Annotated in this window: 21 protein-coding genes and 1 pseudogene; 11 read left to right on the top strand and 11 right to left on the bottom strand. The window is 72.8% G+C overall.

Annotation, left to right across the window (positions count from 1 at the left end; all coding sequences use genetic code 11):
* Positions 1 to 831 (top strand): YceI family protein, encoded by an 831-nt coding sequence (locus tag ACQP0T_RS27570; protein WP_433870639.1) that lies wholly within the window; start codon positions 1 to 3, stop codon positions 829 to 831.
* Positions 832 to 901: 70 nt separating this feature from the next.
* Here the strand turns inward: ACQP0T_RS27570 and ACQP0T_RS27565 are convergent, their stop codons facing one another.
* From ACQP0T_RS27565 to ACQP0T_RS27555, 3 genes are all read right to left on the bottom strand, one after another.
* Positions 902 to 1,078 (bottom strand): hypothetical protein, encoded by a 177-nt coding sequence (locus ACQP0T_RS27565; RefSeq protein ID WP_433870638.1) that lies wholly within the window; start codon positions 1,076 to 1,078, stop codon positions 902 to 904.
* On the bottom strand, positions 1,075 to 1,242 hold the full coding sequence (locus tag ACQP0T_RS27560) for a hypothetical protein (protein ID WP_433870637.1): 168 nt from the start codon (positions 1,240 to 1,242) through the stop codon (positions 1,075 to 1,077). The genes ACQP0T_RS27565 and ACQP0T_RS27560 overlap by 4 nt, the downstream gene beginning before the upstream one ends.
* 155 nt (positions 1,243 to 1,397) lie before the next feature.
* Positions 1,398 to 2,969, bottom strand: coding sequence for an alanine/glycine:cation symporter family protein (locus tag ACQP0T_RS27555; protein WP_433873862.1), 1,572 nt, complete (start codon positions 2,967 to 2,969; stop codon positions 1,398 to 1,400).
* A gap of 197 nt (positions 2,970 to 3,166) precedes the next feature.
* Here ACQP0T_RS27555 and clpB point away from each other — a divergent pair, with 197 nt between their 5' ends.
* From clpB to ACQP0T_RS27530, 5 genes are all read left to right on the top strand, one after another.
* Complete coding sequence (gene clpB, locus ACQP0T_RS27550; protein WP_433870636.1) at positions 3,167 to 5,746, top strand: ATP-dependent chaperone ClpB; 2,580 nt, start codon at positions 3,167 to 3,169, stop codon at positions 5,744 to 5,746.
* A 130-nt stretch (positions 5,747 to 5,876) separates the two neighbouring features.
* Positions 5,877 to 6,578 carry a hypothetical protein gene (locus tag ACQP0T_RS27545; RefSeq protein WP_433870635.1) on the top strand — a complete coding sequence of 234 codons (702 nt, stop codon included), beginning with the start codon at positions 5,877 to 5,879 and terminating at the stop codon, positions 6,576 to 6,578.
* Between the two features lie 127 nt (positions 6,579 to 6,705).
* Positions 6,706 to 7,479 carry an SDR family NAD(P)-dependent oxidoreductase gene (locus tag ACQP0T_RS27540; RefSeq protein ID WP_433870634.1) on the top strand — a complete coding sequence of 258 codons (774 nt, stop codon included), beginning with the start codon at positions 6,706 to 6,708 and terminating at the stop codon, positions 7,477 to 7,479.
* Positions 7,480 to 7,511: 32 nt separating this feature from the next.
* On the top strand, positions 7,512 to 8,051 hold the full coding sequence (gene pyrE / locus ACQP0T_RS27535; protein ID WP_433870633.1) for an orotate phosphoribosyltransferase: 540 nt from the start codon (positions 7,512 to 7,514) through the stop codon (positions 8,049 to 8,051).
* On the top strand, positions 8,048 to 8,695 hold the full coding sequence (locus tag ACQP0T_RS27530) for a TrmH family RNA methyltransferase (RefSeq protein ID WP_345360431.1): 648 nt from the start codon (positions 8,048 to 8,050) through the stop codon (positions 8,693 to 8,695). The genes pyrE and ACQP0T_RS27530 overlap by 4 nt, the downstream gene beginning before the upstream one ends.
* Before the next feature lie 274 nt (positions 8,696 to 8,969).
* Here ACQP0T_RS27530 and ACQP0T_RS27525 read toward each other — a convergent pair whose 3' ends face one another.
* From ACQP0T_RS27525 to ACQP0T_RS27510, 4 genes and pseudogenes are all read right to left on the bottom strand, one after another.
* Positions 8,970 to 9,143 carry a hypothetical protein gene (locus ACQP0T_RS27525; RefSeq protein WP_345360434.1) on the bottom strand — a complete coding sequence of 58 codons (174 nt, stop codon included), beginning with the start codon at positions 9,141 to 9,143 and terminating at the stop codon, positions 8,970 to 8,972.
* A gap of 17 nt (positions 9,144 to 9,160) precedes the next feature.
* A pseudogene (nagA, locus tag ACQP0T_RS27520) lies at positions 9,161 to 10,308 on the bottom strand (N-acetylglucosamine-6-phosphate deacetylase).
* The gene (locus ACQP0T_RS27515) at positions 10,305 to 11,210 is read right to left on the bottom strand and encodes an ROK family protein (protein ID WP_433870632.1); all 906 of its coding nucleotides are present in this window, start codon (positions 11,208 to 11,210) and stop codon (positions 10,305 to 10,307) included. Before ACQP0T_RS27515 ends, nagA begins: the two are co-directional and overlap by 4 nt.
* Before the next feature lie 75 nt (positions 11,211 to 11,285).
* Positions 11,286 to 11,858, bottom strand: coding sequence for a SigE family RNA polymerase sigma factor (locus ACQP0T_RS27510; protein ID WP_345360443.1), 573 nt, complete (start codon positions 11,856 to 11,858; stop codon positions 11,286 to 11,288).
* Between the two features lie 84 nt (positions 11,859 to 11,942).
* On the opposite strand from ACQP0T_RS27510, the gene ACQP0T_RS27505 reads away from it, so the two are divergent.
* From ACQP0T_RS27505 to ACQP0T_RS27490, 4 genes are all read left to right on the top strand, one after another.
* A complete protein-coding gene (locus ACQP0T_RS27505) occupies positions 11,943 to 12,221 on the top strand; it encodes a YciI family protein (protein WP_345360446.1) in 279 nt (92 codons plus the stop codon).
* Positions 12,222 to 12,402: 181 nt separating this feature from the next.
* Positions 12,403 to 13,437, top strand: coding sequence for a class II fructose-bisphosphate aldolase (fbaA, locus tag ACQP0T_RS27500; protein ID WP_345360449.1), 1,035 nt, complete (start codon positions 12,403 to 12,405; stop codon positions 13,435 to 13,437).
* Positions 13,438 to 13,599: 162 nt separating this feature from the next.
* A complete protein-coding gene (locus ACQP0T_RS27495; RefSeq protein WP_433870631.1) occupies positions 13,600 to 14,013 on the top strand; it encodes a DUF3151 domain-containing protein in 414 nt (137 codons plus the stop codon).
* 53 nt (positions 14,014 to 14,066) lie between these two features.
* Positions 14,067 to 15,164 (top strand): FUSC family protein, encoded by a 1,098-nt coding sequence (locus tag ACQP0T_RS27490; RefSeq protein WP_433870630.1) that lies wholly within the window; start codon positions 14,067 to 14,069, stop codon positions 15,162 to 15,164.
* A gap of 139 nt (positions 15,165 to 15,303) precedes the next feature.
* Here ACQP0T_RS27490 and ACQP0T_RS27485 read toward each other — a convergent pair whose 3' ends face one another.
* The gene (locus tag ACQP0T_RS27485) at positions 15,304 to 15,684 is read right to left on the bottom strand and encodes a winged helix-turn-helix transcriptional regulator (protein WP_433870629.1); all 381 of its coding nucleotides are present in this window, start codon (positions 15,682 to 15,684) and stop codon (positions 15,304 to 15,306) included.
* Positions 15,685 to 15,794: 110 nt separating this feature from the next.
* On the opposite strand from ACQP0T_RS27485, the gene ACQP0T_RS27480 reads away from it, so the two are divergent.
* On the top strand, positions 15,795 to 16,202 hold the full coding sequence (locus ACQP0T_RS27480) for a RidA family protein (protein WP_433870628.1): 408 nt from the start codon (positions 15,795 to 15,797) through the stop codon (positions 16,200 to 16,202).
* Positions 16,203 to 16,223: 21 nt separating this feature from the next.
* Here ACQP0T_RS27480 and ACQP0T_RS27475 read toward each other — a convergent pair whose 3' ends face one another.
* The 3 genes from ACQP0T_RS27475 to ACQP0T_RS27465 all read right to left on the bottom strand — a co-directional run bounded on the left by ACQP0T_RS27475 (position 16,224) and on the right by ACQP0T_RS27465 (position 18,024).
* Positions 16,224 to 16,478: a hypothetical protein gene (locus ACQP0T_RS27475; RefSeq protein ID WP_433870627.1), complete on the bottom strand. Its 255-nt coding sequence runs from the start codon at positions 16,476 to 16,478 to the stop codon at positions 16,224 to 16,226.
* 24 nt (positions 16,479 to 16,502) lie between these two features.
* Positions 16,503 to 17,141: an HNH endonuclease family protein gene (locus tag ACQP0T_RS27470; protein ID WP_433870626.1), complete on the bottom strand. Its 639-nt coding sequence runs from the start codon at positions 17,139 to 17,141 to the stop codon at positions 16,503 to 16,505.
* Positions 17,142 to 17,418: 277 nt separating this feature from the next.
* The gene (locus ACQP0T_RS27465) at positions 17,419 to 18,024 is read right to left on the bottom strand and encodes a hypothetical protein (protein WP_433870625.1); all 606 of its coding nucleotides are present in this window, start codon (positions 18,022 to 18,024) and stop codon (positions 17,419 to 17,421) included.
* Positions 18,025 to 18,029 lie beyond the last annotated feature (5 nt).

Raw genomic sequence — 18,029 nt, 5'->3', positions numbered from 1 at the left:
ATGTTCGGGATGGACCTGGAGGCCGGGACCGGCGCGGTGACCGCGCAGGTCCGAGCGGGGGACGGCTGGCCGGTGCCGGAGGCGGTGCTGACCGTGATCGACGGCTCGGGGACGCAGGTGGCGCGGGTGCAGGGCGACGGCCAGGGGTCGGTGGTCGCCTCGGGGCTGCGCCCCGCCGCCTACACCGCGATCGTCACGGCGATGGGGTACGAGCCGGTCGCCCGCACCACGCTGGTGCACGAGGGCGGCGCGGCGGCGTTGGGCGAGGTGGAGCTGCGCCGGGCCGGCGGGGCCGACCTGCCCGCGCCGGGGACGTGGCGGATCGACGCCGCGCACTCGTCGATCCGGGCGACCGCGCGGCACCTCGGGATCAGCAGCATCCACGGCCGGTTCGACGAGTTCGAGGGCGAGGTGCTGATCGGCAACCCGGTGGAGTCCTCGTCGGTCTCGGTGCGGATCGCGGCGGACAGCATCGACACCGGCAACCGGCAGCGCGACGACCACCTGCGCACGGCGGACTTCCTCGACGTGGCGCGGTACCCGGCGATCGAGTTCCGGTCGACGGGGCTGCGCCCGCGCGGCGAGGACCGCTGGGACCTGGCGGGCGAGCTGACGCTGTGCGGGGTGACCCGGCGGGTGGTGCTGGACACCCGGTTCGCCGGGGTGGGGCCGGACCCGTGGGGCGGCACCCGCGCCTCGGCGACGGCGACCACCCGGCTGCACCGCGAGGACTTCGCGATCAGCTTCAACCAGTCGCTCAAGACCGGGATCGCGGCGATCGGCACCACCCTGAAGGTGGAGATCGACATCCAGGCGGTCCGCGAGGACTGACCCCCGGATGCCTTATTCCCCGAGCGAGGGGCACCCTGTACCGCGCTACTTGGTACGGGGTGCCCCTCACTCATGTCCCGTTCGGGTGCGGTGGGCGGCGGGTGCGGCCCGGGGCCGGGTCCGGTCGGGGCCGGGTGTCGTCCGGGGCTAGGGGTTCGTCGAGCCAGCGGCCGAGGGCGTGGGCGCTGAGGTAGACCGCGCTGATGCCCAGTCCGGCGATGAACAGCGCGGCGCTGAACCGGCTCATCGGGCCACCGCCCGGGCCGGGAGGTCGCGGTGGTGGCCCCGTTGCGGGGCGACCAGCGCGGCGGCGAGTTCGGGCCAGGTGTCGTCGAGGTGCGCGAGGCGTTCCGGCTCGGCTTCGAGGGCGCTGAGCACTGCCGCCGTGCTGGTCGGTGCGTAGGGGGTCATGGTCTCGCTCCACGGTCCGGTGTCCGGTCCGCGCGACCACGCCGCGTGGTGCCGACTACGCGGACCGGAGCCGGAAGGTAGCGAGCGGGCCGTCGCCGGTCGCGGCGCCGCGCCGGGCGGCGGGCGCCCACCACCCGGGTGGGCGCCCGCCCGGGTCATCGGGTGGCCTTCTCCTTCTTGACCACTTCGCCGGAGGCGATCCGCGCCTTGTAGTCCGCGAGTTCGCGCTTGACCGTCGGGATCATGATGTAGAGCCCGATGATGTTGAACAGCGCCAGCGAGAACAGCACCGCGTCGGCGAAGTTCAGCACGCTGTTGAGCGTCAGCACCGCGCCGATCACGACGAACACGCAGAACAGCGCGTTGTAGACGTGCAGGCTGCTCTTGCCGCCGCCGAACAGGTACAGCCAGGCCCGCTGGCCGTAGTAGCCCCAGGTGATGATCGTCGAGACCGCGAACAGCACCACCGCCACGGTCAGCACGTACGGGAACCACGGCAGCACGGTGGCGAAGGCCTCCGAGGTGACCGTGACGCCGTCCGGGGTCTCGCCGCCGGAGAGCACGGTCTGCTGCGCGTCGACCCAGAACTGCGGCCGGGCGATGATGATGGTCAGCGCCGTCATGGTGCAGACGACCACGGTGTCGATGAACGGTTCCAGCAGCGCGACCAGGCCCTCGGTGGCGGGGTGCTTGGTGCGCACGGCGGAGTGCGCGATGGGGGACGAGCCGAGCCCGGCCTCGTTGGAGAACGCGGCGCGCTGGAAGCCGACGATGAGCACGCCGATCAGGCCGCCGAGCCCGGCTTCCGGGGTGAACGCGCCGGAGAGGATCTCGCCGACGGCGGCGGGCACCAGGGTGATGTTGGTGCCGATGACGATCAGGCAGGCGGTCACGTAGATGACGGCCATCGCCGGGACGAGCCGGCTGGTGACCGCGCCGATGGACTTGATCCCGCCGATGATCACCAGGCCGATGACGGCGGCCAGCAGGATGCCGAAGATCAGGGCGGCGCCGTCGGACCCGAAGATCCCGTCGTCGCCGCCGGTGACGTCGCGGAGCTGGGCGAAGGTCTGGTTGGCCTGGAACATGTTGCCGCCGGCCAGCGCGAAGAACAGGATCCCCACCGCGGCCAGCACCGCGAGCACCTTGCCCAGTACGACCCCGAACGCGCCGGGGATGCGCTCGGCGAGGCCCTTGCGCAGGTAGTGCATGGGCCCGCCGGAGACGGTGCCGTCCGCAGCGACCTCCCGGTACTTCACGCCGAGGGTGCATTCGACGAACTTGGTCGCCATGCCGAGGAAGCCGCAGACGATCATCCAGAAGGTGGCCCCGGCACCGCCGACGGTGACCGCCACGCCGACGCCCGCGACGTTGCCCAGCCCCACGGTGCCGGACACCGCCGAGGCCAGCGCCTGGAAGTGGTTGATCTCGCCGGGGTCGTCCTCGTCGGTGTACTTGCCGCGCACCAGGTCGAGGGCGAGCTTGAACTCGCGCACCTGGATGAACCCGAAGACGAGGGTGAAGATCAGCGCGGCGAGCGCCAGCCAGATCACGATCCACTGGAAGGTGAGCCCGAAGACCGTGACCTCGCCGAGCACGAGGTTGTAGAACGCGTCGGAGACCGGGGTGAACACGGAGTCGATCGCGTTCTCCACGTCGTTGAGCATCCCGCCTTCGGCGGCGAGGACCGCCGTCGGCGGGGATAACTCTGCGTGCGCATGCGTCATCATGACGGGTTACTGAATCAGTCTCGCGTTACCCCGACAAGCGCAGCGCGTGACATTTGCCCGAAAAGAAGCCGGGTTGTGTCGTACCGTGTCAAGTTGAGCGGCGGTAGCTCAACTTTCCTCAGGTCCTGCGTAGTAGCATGGGTTCGCCGGGGAGGATGTCCCCGGCCCCGGTTCCGGACCGCTCGAGGTGAGGAATGGACGCGTTCAACCCGACCACGAAGACCCAGCAGGCGATCTCCTCGGCGGTGCAGGCCGCCACCGTGGCCGGACATCCCGACGTCGGCGCCGCCCACCTGCTCGGCGCGCTGCTGGCCCAGGGCGACGGGCTGACCGCCCCGCTGCTCTCGGCCGTCGGCGCCGACCCGGCCGCGGTGCGCGGTGAGCTGGAGCGGCTCGTCGGCGGCCTGCCCGCCGCCAGCGGCGCCACCGTGTCGGCCCCGCAGTTCGACCGCGAGGCGGTCGCGGCGCTCGGCCACGCGCAGCGGCTGGCCACCGAGATGGGCGACGAGTACGTCTCCACCGAGCACCTGCTCGTCGGCCTCGCCGCCGAGGGCGGCCGGGTCGCGGGACTGCTCCGCGCGCACGGCGCCACGCCCGACGCGCTCACCGAGGCGTTCTCCCGGGTGCGCGGCTCGGCCCGGGTCACCAGCCCCGATCCCGAGGGCACCTACCAGGCATTGGAGAAGTACGGCCAGGACCTCACCGACCGCGCCCGCGGGGGCGACCTGGACCCGGTGATCGGCCGCGACGCCGAGATCCGCCGGGTGGTGCAGGTGCTGTCCCGCCGCACCAAGAACAACCCGGTGCTCATCGGTGAACCCGGCGTCGGCAAGACGGCGATCGTCGAGGGCCTGGCGCAGCGGATCGTCGCGGGCGACGTGCCGGAGTCGTTGCGCGGCAAGCGCGTGGTGGCGCTGGACCTCGGCTCGATGGTGGCCGGGGCGAAGTACCGCGGCGAGTTCGAGGAACGGCTCAAGGCGGTGCTCAAGGAGATCACCGACTCCGCCGGGCAGGTCATCACCTTCATCGACGAGCTGCACACCATCGTCGGCGCGGGCGCGACCGGCGAGGGCGCGATGGACGCGGGCAACATGATCAAGCCGATGCTGGCCCGCGGCGAGCTGCGCATGGTCGGCGCCACCACCCTCGACGAGTACCGCCAGCACGTCGAGACCGATGCCGCCCTGGAGCGCCGGTTCCAGCAGGTCCTGGTCGGTGAGCCCGGCCCGGAGGACGCGGTGGCCATCCTGCGCGGGCTCAAGGAGCGCTACGAGGTCCACCACGGGGTGCGGATCACCGACGGCGCGCTGGTGGCCGCCGCGACCCTGTCCGACCGCTACATCACCGCCCGGTACCTGCCGGACAAGGCGATCGACCTGGTCGACGAGGCGGCGTCCCGGCTGCGGATGGAGATCGACTCCCGGCCGGTGGAGATCGACGAGGTCGAGCGCGCCGTGCGCCGACTGGAGATCGAGGAGATGGCGCTGGCCAAGGAGGACGACCCGGCCTCCCTGGACCGGCTGGCGGCGCTGCGCGGCGAGCTCGCCGACCGCCGCGAGCGGCTCTCCGGGCTGACCGCCCGCTGGCAGCAGGAGAAGGAGTCCATCGACCGGGTCCGCGACCTCAAGACCCAGTTGGAGCAGCTCCGCGGCCAGGCTGAGCGGGCCGAGCGCGACGGCGACCTGGGCAAGGCCGCCGAGCTCCGCTACGGCCGCATCCCCGGGCTGGAGAAGGAGCTCGACGCCGCCACCGAGGCGCAGGACGAGCGCAAGGCGATGCTCCAGGAGGAGGTCACCCCCGACGACATCGCCGACGTGATCAGCGCGTGGACCGGCATCCCCGCCGGGCGGCTGCTGGAGGGCGAGACCGCCAAGCTGCTGCGCATGGAGGAGGCGCTCGGCGCCCGCGTGGTCGGCCAGGACGAGGCGGTCCGCGCGGTCTCCGACGCGGTGCGCCGGTCCCGCGCCGGGGTCGCCGACCCGGACCGCCCGACCGGATCGTTCCTGTTCCTGGGCCCGACCGGCGTCGGCAAGACCGAGCTGGCCAAGGCGCTCGCGGAGTTCCTGTTCGACGACGAGCGGGCGATGGTCCGCGTCGACATGAGCGAGTACGCGGAGAAGCACTCGGTGGCGCGGCTGGTCGGCGCCCCGCCCGGCTACGTCGGCCACGACCAGGGCGGGCAGCTCACCGAGGCGGTGCGCAGGCGGCCCTACTCGGTGGTGCTGCTCGACGAGGTGGAGAAGGCCCACCAGGACGTCTTCGACGTGCTGCTCCAGGTGCTCGACGACGGCAGGCTCACCGACGGCCAGGGCCGCACGGTGGACTTCCGCAACACCATCCTGGTGCTCACCTCGAACCTCGGCTCGCAGGCCATCGCCGACCCGGCGCTGACCGAGCGGGACCGCGGCGAGGCGGTGATGTCGGTGGTGCGCGGGCACTTCAAGCCCGAGTTCCTCAACCGGCTGGACGACTCGGTGGTGTTCCACGCGCTGTCCACCGAGGAGCTGACCGCCATCGTCGACATCCAGGTCGACCGGCTCGCGCGGCGGCTGGCCCAGCGCAGGCTCACCCTCGACGTGCGCCCGGCCGCGCGGGAATGGCTGGCGCTCAACGGCTTCGACCCGGTCTACGGCGCCCGGCCGCTGCGCCGCTCGGTGCAGTCGGCCATCGGGGACGAGCTGGCGCGCAAGCTGCTGGCCGGGGACGTCCGGGAAGGCGACGTGGTCACGGTCGACGTGGACCGGGACAACACCGGCCTCACCGTCGGGTGCTGACGCGCGAACCGTTTCGCGCAGCGCGTAGCGGTGATCGTCGTCGCTGGTCATGGTCGGGCGGCTGGGCCGTTCGTCGTCGGTTGCCCGGCTGATCTTCGCGGCGCGCGGGGATCGGACTACCCTGCGTCGTGTGGGCATACCTGCGTGGCTCTGGTTCGTCATCGCCGCGATCGCCGTCGGGGCGGGTGTCGCTCTGCTGCTCTCCGGCCGCTCCCAGCGCGCGTCGGGCAACAAGGAGCGACGACGCTGGGCGGCGCTGCGCGGCTGGCAGTTCGAGGAGGCCGACCGGGTGCTGCCGACCCGGTGGGAGCGCGGCGTGCTCGCCCAGCACAGCGGCACCACCGCGGTCGACGTGGTGGCGGGCACGACGTTCACCACCGACGGGCGGCGCCAGGTCTACGTGCTCGACCTGGACCACGGCGGCCGGACCCGCGCGGTGCTGGTCGCGCTGCGCTGCCGCCGCCGGACCCCGGCGACCGTCGAGCTGTGGCTGCCCGACGTCCCGGTGCCGCAGGACTCCGAGCTCGACCTGCTCGGGCCGGTCGGTTCCCGCTACGCCTTCGTCACCGACGTCGGCGCCGCGCGCCGGTTGCTCACCCCCGCGCTGGTGACGGCGGCGGAGGACTTCGGCCACGACGTCACCGTGGTGTGGCTGGAGCAGGACTGGGTGCTGGCGGCGCTCGACCCGGCCGACGCCGAGCCGTCCCGGCTGGAGCGGGTGCTGCGCGCGCTCGGCGACCTCGCCGACCTGGTGGACCCGTTCGACACCGACCCGAACGAGGAGCCCACCGAGCGCGTCGAGTCCGAGGAGTCCTCGGAGAGCCGTCGCTGAGCAGGTGCCCGGGAGCTCGATTCGTCCGCTTTCCCCGGAGCGGCGGCGAAGCCGCTTCCGCGCTACCTCCGCGGCTCGCACCGCGGCGGTTCCCAGCGCGGTCGCGCCGCTCGGTTAGGTTGGGGTCATGCCGACCGCTCTTGTCACCGGTGCCACCTCCGGCATCGGCCGGGCCTACGCCCGCCGTCTCACCGCCGAGGGCCACGACGTGGTCCTGGTCGCCAGGAACACCTCCCGGCTCGACGAGCTGGCGCAGCGGCTGCACGCCCGGCACGGGGTGCGGACCGAGGTGCTCACCGCCGACCTCGCCGACCCCGAGCAGCGCGCGGCGGTCGCGCGGCGGCTCGCCGACCCGCAGCGCCCGGTCGACCTGCTGGTGAACAACGCCGGGTTCGGCACCGCCGGCTCGTTCTGGGACACCCCGACCGAGACCTTCCGCGAGCAGCTCGAGGTCAACGTCGCCGCGGTGCTGGAGCTGACCCGCGCGGTGGTCCCGGGGATGCGCGAGCGCGGACGCGGCGACGTGCTCAACGTGTCCAGCGTGTCCGGCTTCTTCCCGTCCTCCGGCTCCACCTACGCCGCCACCAAGTCGTACGTGACCACGTTCAGCCAGGGCCTCGCGGTGTCGCTGGCCGGCACCGGGGTCCGGGTGCTGGCGGTGTGCCCGGGGTTCACCCGCACCGAGTTCCACCAGCGCGCCGACCTGGACATGGGCCGGTTGCCGAAGGCGTTCTGGTTGCAGGTCGACTTCGTGGTGCACGAGTCGCTGGCGGACCTGCGGCGCGGCCGGGCGGTGTCGATCCCCGGCGCGCAGTACAAGGCGCTGGTCGCGCTCGGCCGCCTGGTGCCGCAGTCGGTGCAGCGGGCCATCGTCCTCCGCACCACGCCCGGCCGCACCTGAGCGCCACCGGCCGCCGGGTACGCTGGAACCTCGTGGTCGATGAACAGCAGCGCACCGAGCTCGCCCGCCTGGTCCGGGAACTGGCCGTGGTGCGCGGACGCGTCACGTTGTCCTCCGGCGAGGAGGCCGACTACTACGTCGATCTGCGGCGGGTGACGTTGCAGCACCGGGCGGCGCCGCTGATCGGGTCGCTGCTGCGGCAGCTCACCGCCGACTGGGACTACACCGCCGTCGGCGGCCTGACCCTCGGCGCGGACCCGGTCGCGGCGGCCATGCTGCACGCGGAGGGCGCCCCGCTGGACAGCTTCGTGGTGCGCAAGAACGCCAAGGCGCACGGGATGCAGCGGCGGATCGAGGGCCCGGACGTCACCGGCCGCCGGGTGCTGGCCGTCGAGGACACCTCCACCACCGGCGGCAGCGTGCTGACCGCCGTCGAGGCGCTGCGCGACGGCGGCGCGGAGGTCGTCGGGGTGGCCACCGTGGTGGATCGCGACACCGGCGCGCGGGAGGCCGTCGAGGCCGCCGGGCTGCCGTACCGGACGCTGCTCGGACTGGCCGAGCTGGGCCTGTGACCGAGCCCGAGGTCGGCCCGACCGAGTGGGGGACGGCGGTCGGCGTCGGCCCGTGGGAGGGGCCGCCGCCCGAGGACGAGCGCTACGACCCGGACCTGCTCGCGCACGGCGACCGGCGCAACGTCGTCGACCACTACCGGTACTGGCGGCGGGAGGCGATCGTCGCCGACCTCGACCGGCGGCGGCACGGCTTCCACGTGGCCATCGAGAACTTCCAGCACGACCACAACATCGGCACGGTGGTCCGCACCGCGAACGCCTTCGCGGCCGAGGCGGTGCACATCGTGGGCAGGCGGCGCTGGAACCGGCGCGGCGCGATGGTCACCGACCGCTACCAGCACGTCCGGCACCACCCGGAGGTGGCGGACCTGCGCGCGTTCGCCTCGGCGCACGACCTGGCGGTGGTCGCGGTGGACAACGCGCCCGGCGCCGAGCCGGTGGAGCGCACCGAGCTGCCCCGCCGCTGCGTGCTGCTGTTCGGCCAGGAGGGCCCGGGGCTGCGCGCGGACGCGCGCGAGGCCGCCGACCTGGTCGTCTCCATCGCGCAGTTCGGCTCGACCCGCTCGATCAACGCCGGGGTCGCCGCCGGGATCGTGATGCACACCTGGGTCCGCCAGCACGCCGACCTCACCCAGGCCTGGTGACGCGGCTCGGCACCTGAGTGCGGCGCATCTGAGTGAGGGCCACCTGCTCCGCACCAGGTTCTTCAGAATGCGGCGGAGCCGCATTGCGGTGGGGCACCCAGCTCGCACCGCCGCGGGTTCTCAGCGGTCTTCTCGCGAGGACGCCCTGACGCTGTGTACGCGCTTGTACATGACGAAGGGCGCCCGGAGCGAGAAGGCCGCCGAGGTTCCGCCACCCGCACCGCCACGCAGACCCTCGACGGGAGCCTCGTCAGAGGCGCCCCTCGCTCGGCCTTCAGAGGAGGGTGATGACCGCTGCTAGGGCGCCCGCGACGACGCCGAGCAGCAGGGCGAAGAGCAGCACCCCGGCCACCGGCAGCTTCCGGCGCGGCGCCGGGGCGGGGTTGCCGCCGACGGCGTGCGCGCGCAGCGCGGCGGCCAGGACGTCCTGGGGTTCGCGGGTGGTCACGCCCCCGAGGGTAGCGATCAACCCGGCCGCACCGCCCAGGAACCGTCCTTGAGCACGCCCTCCAACCGCAGGTCCTCGTCGAGCACCACGAGGTCGGCCGCCAGCCCCGGCCGGATGGCGCCGACCCGGTCGGCGGTGCCGAGCAGCGCGGCGGGGCGCGTGGACGCCGCCGCGACGGCTTCCGGCACCGAGAGCCCGCACACCTCGACCAGGTTGCGGAAGGCCACGTCCATGGTCAGGGTGCTGCCCGCCAGCGATCCGTCGGCCAGCCGGGCCTCCCCGTCGACCACGGTGATCGGCAGCTTGCCCAGCTCGTAGCTGCCGTCCCCGGCCTCGGTGGCGCTGATCGCGTCGGTGACCAGCACGGTGCGTTCGGTCCCGGCGTGCGAGGCGGCCAGCTTCGCCACCGTCGGGTGCAGGTGGACGAGGTCGCAGATCAGCTCCACCGTCACCCGCTCGTCGTCCAGCAGCACCCCGATCGGCCCCGGTTCGCGGTGGTGCAGCGGGCGCATGGCGTTGAACAGGTGGGTCGCCACCGTCGCCCCGGCCTCGACGGCGGGCACCACCTCGTCGAGCACCGCGTCGGTGTGCCCGACGGCGGCGATCACCCCGGCGTCGACGAGATCGCGGATGGCGTCGAGCGAGCCGGGCAGCTCCGGGGCCAGGGTGACCATCCGGACCGCGCCCGCTCCGGCGTCGAGCAGCCCGCGCACCGAGTCCCGGTCCGGCGGTCGCAGCACCGCCGGGTCGTGCGCCCCGCAGCGCGCCGAGGACAGGAACGGGCCTTCGAGGTGGATCCCGGCGAGCAGCCCGTCGGTGACCAGCTCGGCCAGCGCGCCGATCTGCTTGGCCAGGTCCGGCAGCGGGGCCGACACCAGGCTGGCCTGGAGGGTGGTGGTGCCGTGCGCGAGGTGGGCGCGGACGGCGTCCACCGCCTGCGCGGGGTCGAGGCTGGTGAACGAGCCCCCGCCGCCCCGTGGCAGTGCAGGTCGATGAACCCGGGCACCAACCAGCGCCCGGCGAGGTCGAACGCGGGGCCGGTGGGGTCCGGTTCGCCGAGGCCGACCTCGCGGATCGTCGTCCCGGACAGCCGGACCCAACCCCGGTCCAGCACCCCCTCCGGGGTGACGATCCGCCCGCCGGACAGCAGTTCTGGTGTGTTCACGCCGTTGTCAGCCCTTCCGTCGCCAGCAGGGCCGCCCCGAGGCAGCCCGCGGTGTCCCCTAGCTCCGCCAGCTCCAGGCGCGGTTTCCGGTGGTGCGGGGCGAGCAGCTCGTCGATCCGCGCGGTCAGCGGTTCGACGAGCAGTCCGCCCGCGCGGGCCAGCCCGCCGCCGAGCACCACGCATTCCGGTGCCACCACGCCGGCCAGCACGATCAGCCCGCGGGCCAGTCCGTCGACCGCGTCCTGCCAGACGGCCGCGGCGTGCGGATCGCCGTCGCGCAGCGCGGCGACGACCTCCGCGCCCCCGGCCGCCGGTTCGCCGGAGCGCGCCCGGTACCGCCGGGCGATCGCCGCCGAGGACGCCACCGCCTCCAGGCAGCCGGTCCGGCCGCAGCCGCACCGCTCGCCGTGGCCGACGTCGACGTGCCCGAGCTCCCCGGCCCGCCCGCCCCCGGTGTGCAGCGCGCCGCCGAGGATCAGCGCGGCGGCGATGCCGGTGCCGATGGGCAGCACCGCCACGTCGCGCAGCCCTCGGGCGGCGCCCAGCCGCGCTTCGGCGAGCCCGCCCGCGCGCACGTCGTGCCCGAGGATCACCGGCACGTCGAGCTGCTCGGCGAGCCGGTCGCGGATCGGCAGGTCGCGCCAGCCGAGGTTGGCCGAGTAGATCCCGACGCCGGTGCGCTCGTCGACGACACCGGGCACCACCACCCCGGCGGCGGCCAGCTCGACCCCGCCGCGCAGGCTCTCGACGAGCCCCCGCACCGCGTCGAGGATCGGCCCGTCCCCGCGCGGGGTGGGCTGGCGGATCTCGCGCAGCGGCGTGGCGGTGCCGGGTTCCACCGCCACCAGGGCGGCCTTCATCTCCGTGCCGCCGACGTCGACGGCGATGACGTGTGTGGTCACGCCGTCGATCCTCCGCCACCGCACACCCATTGGTCTACACCAACTTGGGGGGCGGTGCCGAACGGGGGTGCGCGGCTACCCGACGCCGAGGATCTTCTGCAGGGCGTCCAGCGCCCGGCTCGCGGTCGACTTCACCGTCCCCCGGGACACCCCGGTGGCCTCGGAGATCTCCGCCTCCGACAGGTCGCCGTAGTAGCGCAGCACCAGCACCTCGCGCTGGCGGCGCGGCAGTTCGCCCAGCGCCGCCACCACCGCCTGGTGCTCGGCGCTGAGCATCGCCAGCGACTCCGCGGAGCGCGCGTCTGCCTGGTGCGGCGGCTGGTACTCGCGGGCGGTCTTGCGCCGCCGCAGCACCGACCGGCTGCCGTTGACCACCGCGGTGCGCAGGTAACCGACGGCCGCGCGCGCGTCGCGCAGCTTCCCCCAGTTGCGGTAGAGGCCGGTGAACGCCTCCTGCACCACGTCCTCGGCGGTGGCCGGTTCGTCGACCAGCAGGATCGCCAGCCGGACCAACCGCATCCGGTGCTGCCGGTACAGGTCTTCCAAGGTCAGCGGCCGGTCCGGAGCGGGCTCCGGTTCGGAGTCCAGCGCGCGCAGGTGGCCGAGCGTGCGCTCGACGGTCCGTTCCACTCCGTGCTGCTCGCCCATGATCTGCAAAACTACCGGTTGAGCGGTCCCCAGGATCGCCCGACCGGGTAGCGTGCCCGGAGATCCGCTGTCAGGGAGGTCCGGATGGCCAAGTTCGTGGTCGAGCTCGTGTACGGGGAGCAGGAGGAGCGCCGGCTGGAGGTGCGCCCGGCGCACCGCGAGTACTCCCGGGAGCTGGCCGAGCAGGGCGTGCTGCTGGCGGGCGGGCCGTTCGAGGACCAGCGCGGCGCCCTGATCGTCTACGAGGCCGCAGACGCCGACGCCGTCCAGCGCATCCTGGACGACGACCCGTACACCCGGGCGGGTGTGATCGCCTCGACGTCGATCCGCGAGTGGAACACCGTGACCGGCTCCTGGCTATGATTCCTGTGAGCATGTCCACAGGTCCGGTCCGCCTCTGAATCCAGTCACCGGCTTTGCAAAGCCGACCGAGCTGCGGCACTGTGACGCGAAAGTGTAGCGCCGATCTCGACAGCTCCGCCGCTGCGGACTCGTAGGATCCTGCGCGACTCCACGCCACACTCCACCCCGAGGAGGACCACCGATGCCCATCGCGACCCCCGAGGTCTACGCGGAGATGCTGGACCGGGCCAAGGCGGGAGAATTCGCCTACCCGGCCATCAACGTCACTTCGTCGGAGACGCTCAACGCGGCGCTGCGCGGGTTCGCCGAGGCCGAGAGCGACGGCATCATCCAATTCTCCACCGGGGGCTCGGAATTCGCCTCCGGGACCAAGGTCAAGGACATGGTCACCGGCGCGACCGCGCTGGCCGAGTACGCCCACGTCGTCGCGGCGAAGTACCCGGTGAACATCGCCCTGCACACCGACCACTGCCCGAAGGACAAGCTGGACGGCTTCGTCCGGCCGCTGATCAAGGTCAGCCAGGAGCGCGTCGACCGGGGCGAGAACCCGCTGTTCCAGTCGCACATGTGGGACGGCTCGGCGGTGGAGCTGACCGAGAACCTGGAGATCGCCTCCGAGCTGCTCGACCAGGCGGCCAAGGCGAAGATCGTGCTGGAGATCGAGGTCGGCGTCGTCGGTGGCGAGGAGGACGGCGTCGCCAACGACATCAACGAGAAGCTCTACACCGCGCCCGGCGACTACGAGCGCACCGTGGCGACCCTCGGCAACGGCGAGAAGGGCCGCTACCTGCTGGCCGCGACCTTCGGCAACGTGCACGGCGTCTACAAGCCGGGCAACGTCAAGCTGCGCCCGGAGATCCTGAAGCAGGGCCAGGAGGTCGCCGCCGAGAAGCTCGGGCTGCCCGCCGGTTCCAAGCCGTTCGACCTGGTCTTCCACGGCGGGTCCGGCTCGCTGCTGGAGGAGATCCACGAGGCGGTGTCCTACGGCGTCATCAAGATGAACATCGACACCGACACCCAGTACGCCTTCACCCGGCCGATCGCCGACCACATGCTGAAGAACTACGACGGCGTGCTCAAGGTGGACGGCGAGGTCGGCAACAAGAAGGTCTACGACCCGCGCAGCTACCTCAAGGTCGCCGAGCAGGCGATGGCCGCCCGCGTGGCCAACGCCTGCGAGACGCTCAAGTCCGCAGGCCGGATGCTCGCGGGCTGAACCACCCGTTCGTGTCCTGAGTCCCGTTCGTGTCCCGAGTGAGGGGCACCCTTGTCCCAGTATGTTGGGCAAGGGTGCCCCTCACTCCGTTCGGTCTCACCTGGACGAGCGCTTTCCGGCGGTGCCCGACCGCCGACTCGCGCGGATGACAGGATTGCGCCCATGACGAACCGAAACCTGCTCGAACCGCCGGAAACGCTGCTGCCCACCGACGAGGTCGCGCAGCAGGAGCTCGACACCGGTACCGACCCGTCGCGGGTGGCCGCCGGGCACCCGGCGTTCAGCGCCGCCTGGGCGTCGCTGGCCGAGGCCGCGCTGGAGGCCGGTGAGCCGGTCGCCGCCTACGCCTACGCCCGGACCGGTTACCACCGCGGGCTGGACGCCCTGCGCAAGGCGGGGTGGAAGGGCTTCGGGCCGGTGCCGTGGCGGCACGAGCCCAACCGCGGCGTGCTCCGCTCGGTGGCCGCGCTGGCCAAGGCCGCCCGCGAGATCGGCGAGACCGACGAGTTCGACCGGTGCAGGCAACTGCTCCTGGACAGCGACGAGGCCGCGCTGGAGGCCACCGGCTTGGCGTGACCTCGCCCGTCCGCTCCGGGTGTCGCGCCCGGAGCGGGCCGGGTTGGCGGACAATGACGCCCGTGTTGCGTTTGCGCGAGGAAGTCATCCGCCGGATCCGCAGGTTGCTGCGCACCGGGGTGCCGATCGTGCAGTGCGCGATCGCGGCCGGGGTCGCCTGGTTCCTGGCGACCGAGGTCATCGGGCACCCGAAGCCGTTCTTCGCGCCGATCGCCGCCGTCATCTCGCTGGGCGTGTCGCTCGGCCAGCGGATGCGGCGCGCGCTGGAACTCGTCGTCGGCGTCAGCATCGGCATCGGCGTCGGCGACATCCTGATCTCGTTCATCGGGACCGGCTCCTGGCAGATCGCGCTGGTCGTGGCGCTGGCGATGAGCACCGCCGTGCTGCTGGACAGCGGCGCGATCATCGTGCTGCAAGCCGCCTCGTCCTCGGTGCTGGTGGCGACGCTGCTGCCCCCGGCCAGCGCCGGCGGGCTGACCCGGATGCTCGACGCGGCGATCGGCGGGCTGGTCGGCTTCGTCGTCGCCGCGCTGCTGCCCGCCAACCCGCTGGCGGTGGCGCACCGCAACGGTCGCCTGGTGCTCGGCGCGCTGGCCGACGCGCTGCGCGGCATCGCGGGCGCGGTGTCCCGCAGCGACGTGGAACGCGCCTCCGACGTGCTGGCCGACGCCCGCAAGAGCCAGCGGCTCGTCGAGGAGTTCCGCACCGCGCTGGAAGCCGGGCTGGAGATCTCCCGGTTCGCCCCGATCCGCTGGCGCAGCCGCGGCGAGCTCCAGCGCTACGAATCCGCCTCCACCCCGATCGACCGGGCGTTGCGCAACACCCGCGTGCTCGCCAGACGCGCGATGGCGGCGCTGCGCGACGACGAACCCGTACCCAGACCGCTGCCCGGCTTGCTCGAGGAGCTCGCCGGGGCGGTGGTGCTGCTGCGCGACGAACTGGCCAGCGGCGCGGAACCGATGCAGGCGCGCGAAGCCGCCCGGTCGGTCGCCCGCCGGTCCACCGTCGAGCTGCTCGGCGAGGGGGACTTCTCGATGCAGGTCGTGGTGCTCCAGGTCCGCTCGATCGCGGTGGACCTGCTCCAGGCCAGCGGTCTGAGCAGAACAGAAGCCAGTGCAGCCCTACCACCCCTGCATCCGGAAGTGGAGTGATTTTTTGGTGGTGTTGTGGTCCGGTTGCGTGGCGGTGCGGGTGGCGGAACCCCAGCGGTGCCGTGCTCTGGTGGGGCAAAGCGGAAGCGGCTTCGCCGCTTGCCTGACGATGACCGGGTTTCGCGCGTGCGTGGGTTGCTCAGGTGTCGAAGCGGTTGCGGGATTGCTCGATGTGGGTGATGTGCTGGTGGGTCCAGTCGCACATCGCGTCGACCGTCCCGCGCAGCGCCAGGCCGGGGCCGGTGAGGGCGTAGTCGACGCGCGGCGGCACGGTCGGGTGGACGGTGCGCTCGACCAAGCCGTTGCGCTCCAGCATCCGCAGGTTCTGGGTGAGCATCTTGTGGCTGATGCCCTCGACTTCGTCGCGCAGCTCGCTGAACCGCAGGGTGCGCCCGGCCAGCACGTCGATGATCAGCAGCGCCCACTTGTTGGCGACGTCGGAGAAGATCTCCCGCGCCAGGGAATCCGCGCGCCGGAGGTCCGCGTCGTCGGCCGTGCCGCTGCCCTGCTTGGTCACCATGAGGTTCCCCAGTCACTGGAAAGTGCGTTCTTCCACGTCAGCGCACACTCTCCTACGGTGATCGAGTAACCGCAAGAGACCGCGTGGTCTCGAACGAGGAGGGCGACAGCATGGCCGTGAGCACGGTGCACCCCGCCGGATTGCCGGAGATCGACATCTACCGGCACGTGTCGATCGCGACGGGGACGAAGCTGGTCTCCATCGCCGGGCAGGTCTCCTGGGACGCCGACGAGGTCGTGGTCGGCGCGGGCGACCTCGCGGCGCAGGTCGAGCGCTGCTACCGCAACGTCGGCACCGCGCTGGCCGCGGTCGGCGGGACCTTCGACGACGTGGTGCGGCTGTCCCTCTACGTCGTCGACTGGCACCCGGACAAGATGCCCGTGCTGCTGGCGGGCATCGCCCGGGCCAAGGAGGCGCTGGGGACCACCGCCGTCCCGCCGCTGACCATGCTGGGCGTCGCGGCGCTGGACGTGCCCGAGCACCTGGTCGAGGTGCAGGCCACCGCGATGCTCGACTGAGCGCCCGGTCAGCCGGCGCCGTCAGCCCGCGGGCCGGTGCAGGACGGCGGCGAGGGCGCGGTGCAGGGCGGCGTGGTCGCGCGCGTCGTGCAGCTCGACGTCGGCGCCGGAGATCCGGTACCACTCGTCGGCGCCCGCGTAGCGCAACCACACCACCACCGCACCGGCCTCGCACTCGGTGGCGAGTTCGAGGTCACCGGTGATCACGCCGACCTCGTCGGTCCGCACCCCGCCCGGGGGCGCGGTCAGCGAGGAGCGCAGCACCTCCGCGGCCATCGGGAACCTCCCCCCGTCGGTGCGTCAGCACCCGCTGAGCGTGCTCTCCAGGCTGGACTTCTCGGCGTCGGAGACGGTGAGCTGCCACTTGTGCTTGGTGGCGATCCACATCGCGGCGTAGGTGCAGTGGTAGCCGGCCTCCGGCGGCATCCACTCGTCCGGCGTCTGGTCGCCCTTGCTCTGGTTCACGTTGTCGGTGACGGCGATGAGCTGCGGGCCGTCGAGGTCGTTGGCGAACTGCTCGCGGCGGTCGTCGGTCCAGTCGGCCGCGCCGGAGCGCCACGCGGCGGCCAGCGGCACCACGTGGTCGATGTCCACATCGGAGGGCTGCTGCCAGGTGGCGCCGTCGTAGGGGCTGAACCAGGACCCGGCGGTCGGGTAGCAGTCGGTGCCCACCTGCACGCCGTCGCCGTCGCGCTTGAGCACCTCCTCGCGGGTGTTGCAGTTGTCCGGGTGGGCGCTCCAGTGCGGGAAGCGGTCCCGGCTGTAGCCGTCCATGGAACCTTCGGGGGCGACGGTGAGCTCGGCGAGCTGGGACTTCGCGGTCCCGGGCGTCGGGATGCCGGGCGGCTCGGCCACGGCCGAGGAGGCCGGCGCCAGGCCGAGCAGGGCCGTGAGCGGGAGGGCGGTGAGGGTCGCGCGCAACGATCGGTGGACTGCCATGGGTGCCTCCGAGTGAGCGTCGTATCAGGCGATCGGCCTGATCAGACGATGACCGAGCCCGGTGGACGGAGCAATGCCCGAGCGTGTCGACCAGGTGACCTGACGTGAAACCGCCACCGATGGCGCAGTCCCACATCACCCACCCCAGCGACCAACCAAGGACCGCCACCAGACAAGCGGTGCCAGCCGCGTCCGCACGCACGCGCCGATCGGCACCACAGTCAGGCAAGCTGAGGTTCCGCCACCCGCACCGCCACGCAAAAAGACCACCACACCATCACCGGGCCAGCAGCAGGTCCTCGGTGTGCCGGTACCAGACCCACTTCTCCGCCGGGCGCGGGTGCGCCAGGCCGTCGCGGTGCACGGTCGCGGCGCGGAAGCTCGCCTGCACCGCGCGCCCGCGCGCGACCTGCTGCCTGCGCAGCAACCCGCGCCGCACCGCGGTGACCAGCAGTCCGTCGGTGGCCGGTTCGAGCTGGGTGCTCAGCGGGTCCGAGGTCGACTCGGGCAGCGGGGTCGCCGCCGGATCGGGCGAGACCACCAGGCGCCGCGCCGGCCCGTTGAGCACCCGCTGGTCGTCGCAGTAGACCTGGCCGGTGATCGGGGTGACGACGCCGGAGCCCAGCAGCACCCCGCCGGAGTCGTCCCGGACCAGCGGCGCCGGACGGCCGGGCGCGGTCATCGCGCGGTCCAGGTCGCCCGGGGTGAGCCCCCACAGCCGCGCGACCGGGGAGTCGGCCACCGGCACGTAGGCCACGACCAGGTCCGCGAGCCGCTGCTTGCGCAGCATCCGCAGCACCACGGCGGCGAGGTCGGCGTCGGTGCCGTGCACCACGATCCGCCCGGCGTCGAGCAGCGGATCGATCTCGGCGCGCCCCGGCACGGCCG

This window comes from Saccharopolyspora sp. CA-218241, from assembly GCF_050954615.1.
Lineage (GTDB): Bacteria > Actinomycetota > Actinomycetes > Mycobacteriales > Pseudonocardiaceae > Saccharopolyspora > Saccharopolyspora cebuensis.
The sequence above is the reverse complement of the archived record's forward strand: the minus strand, read 5'-3'. Positions and strand labels throughout refer to the sequence as shown.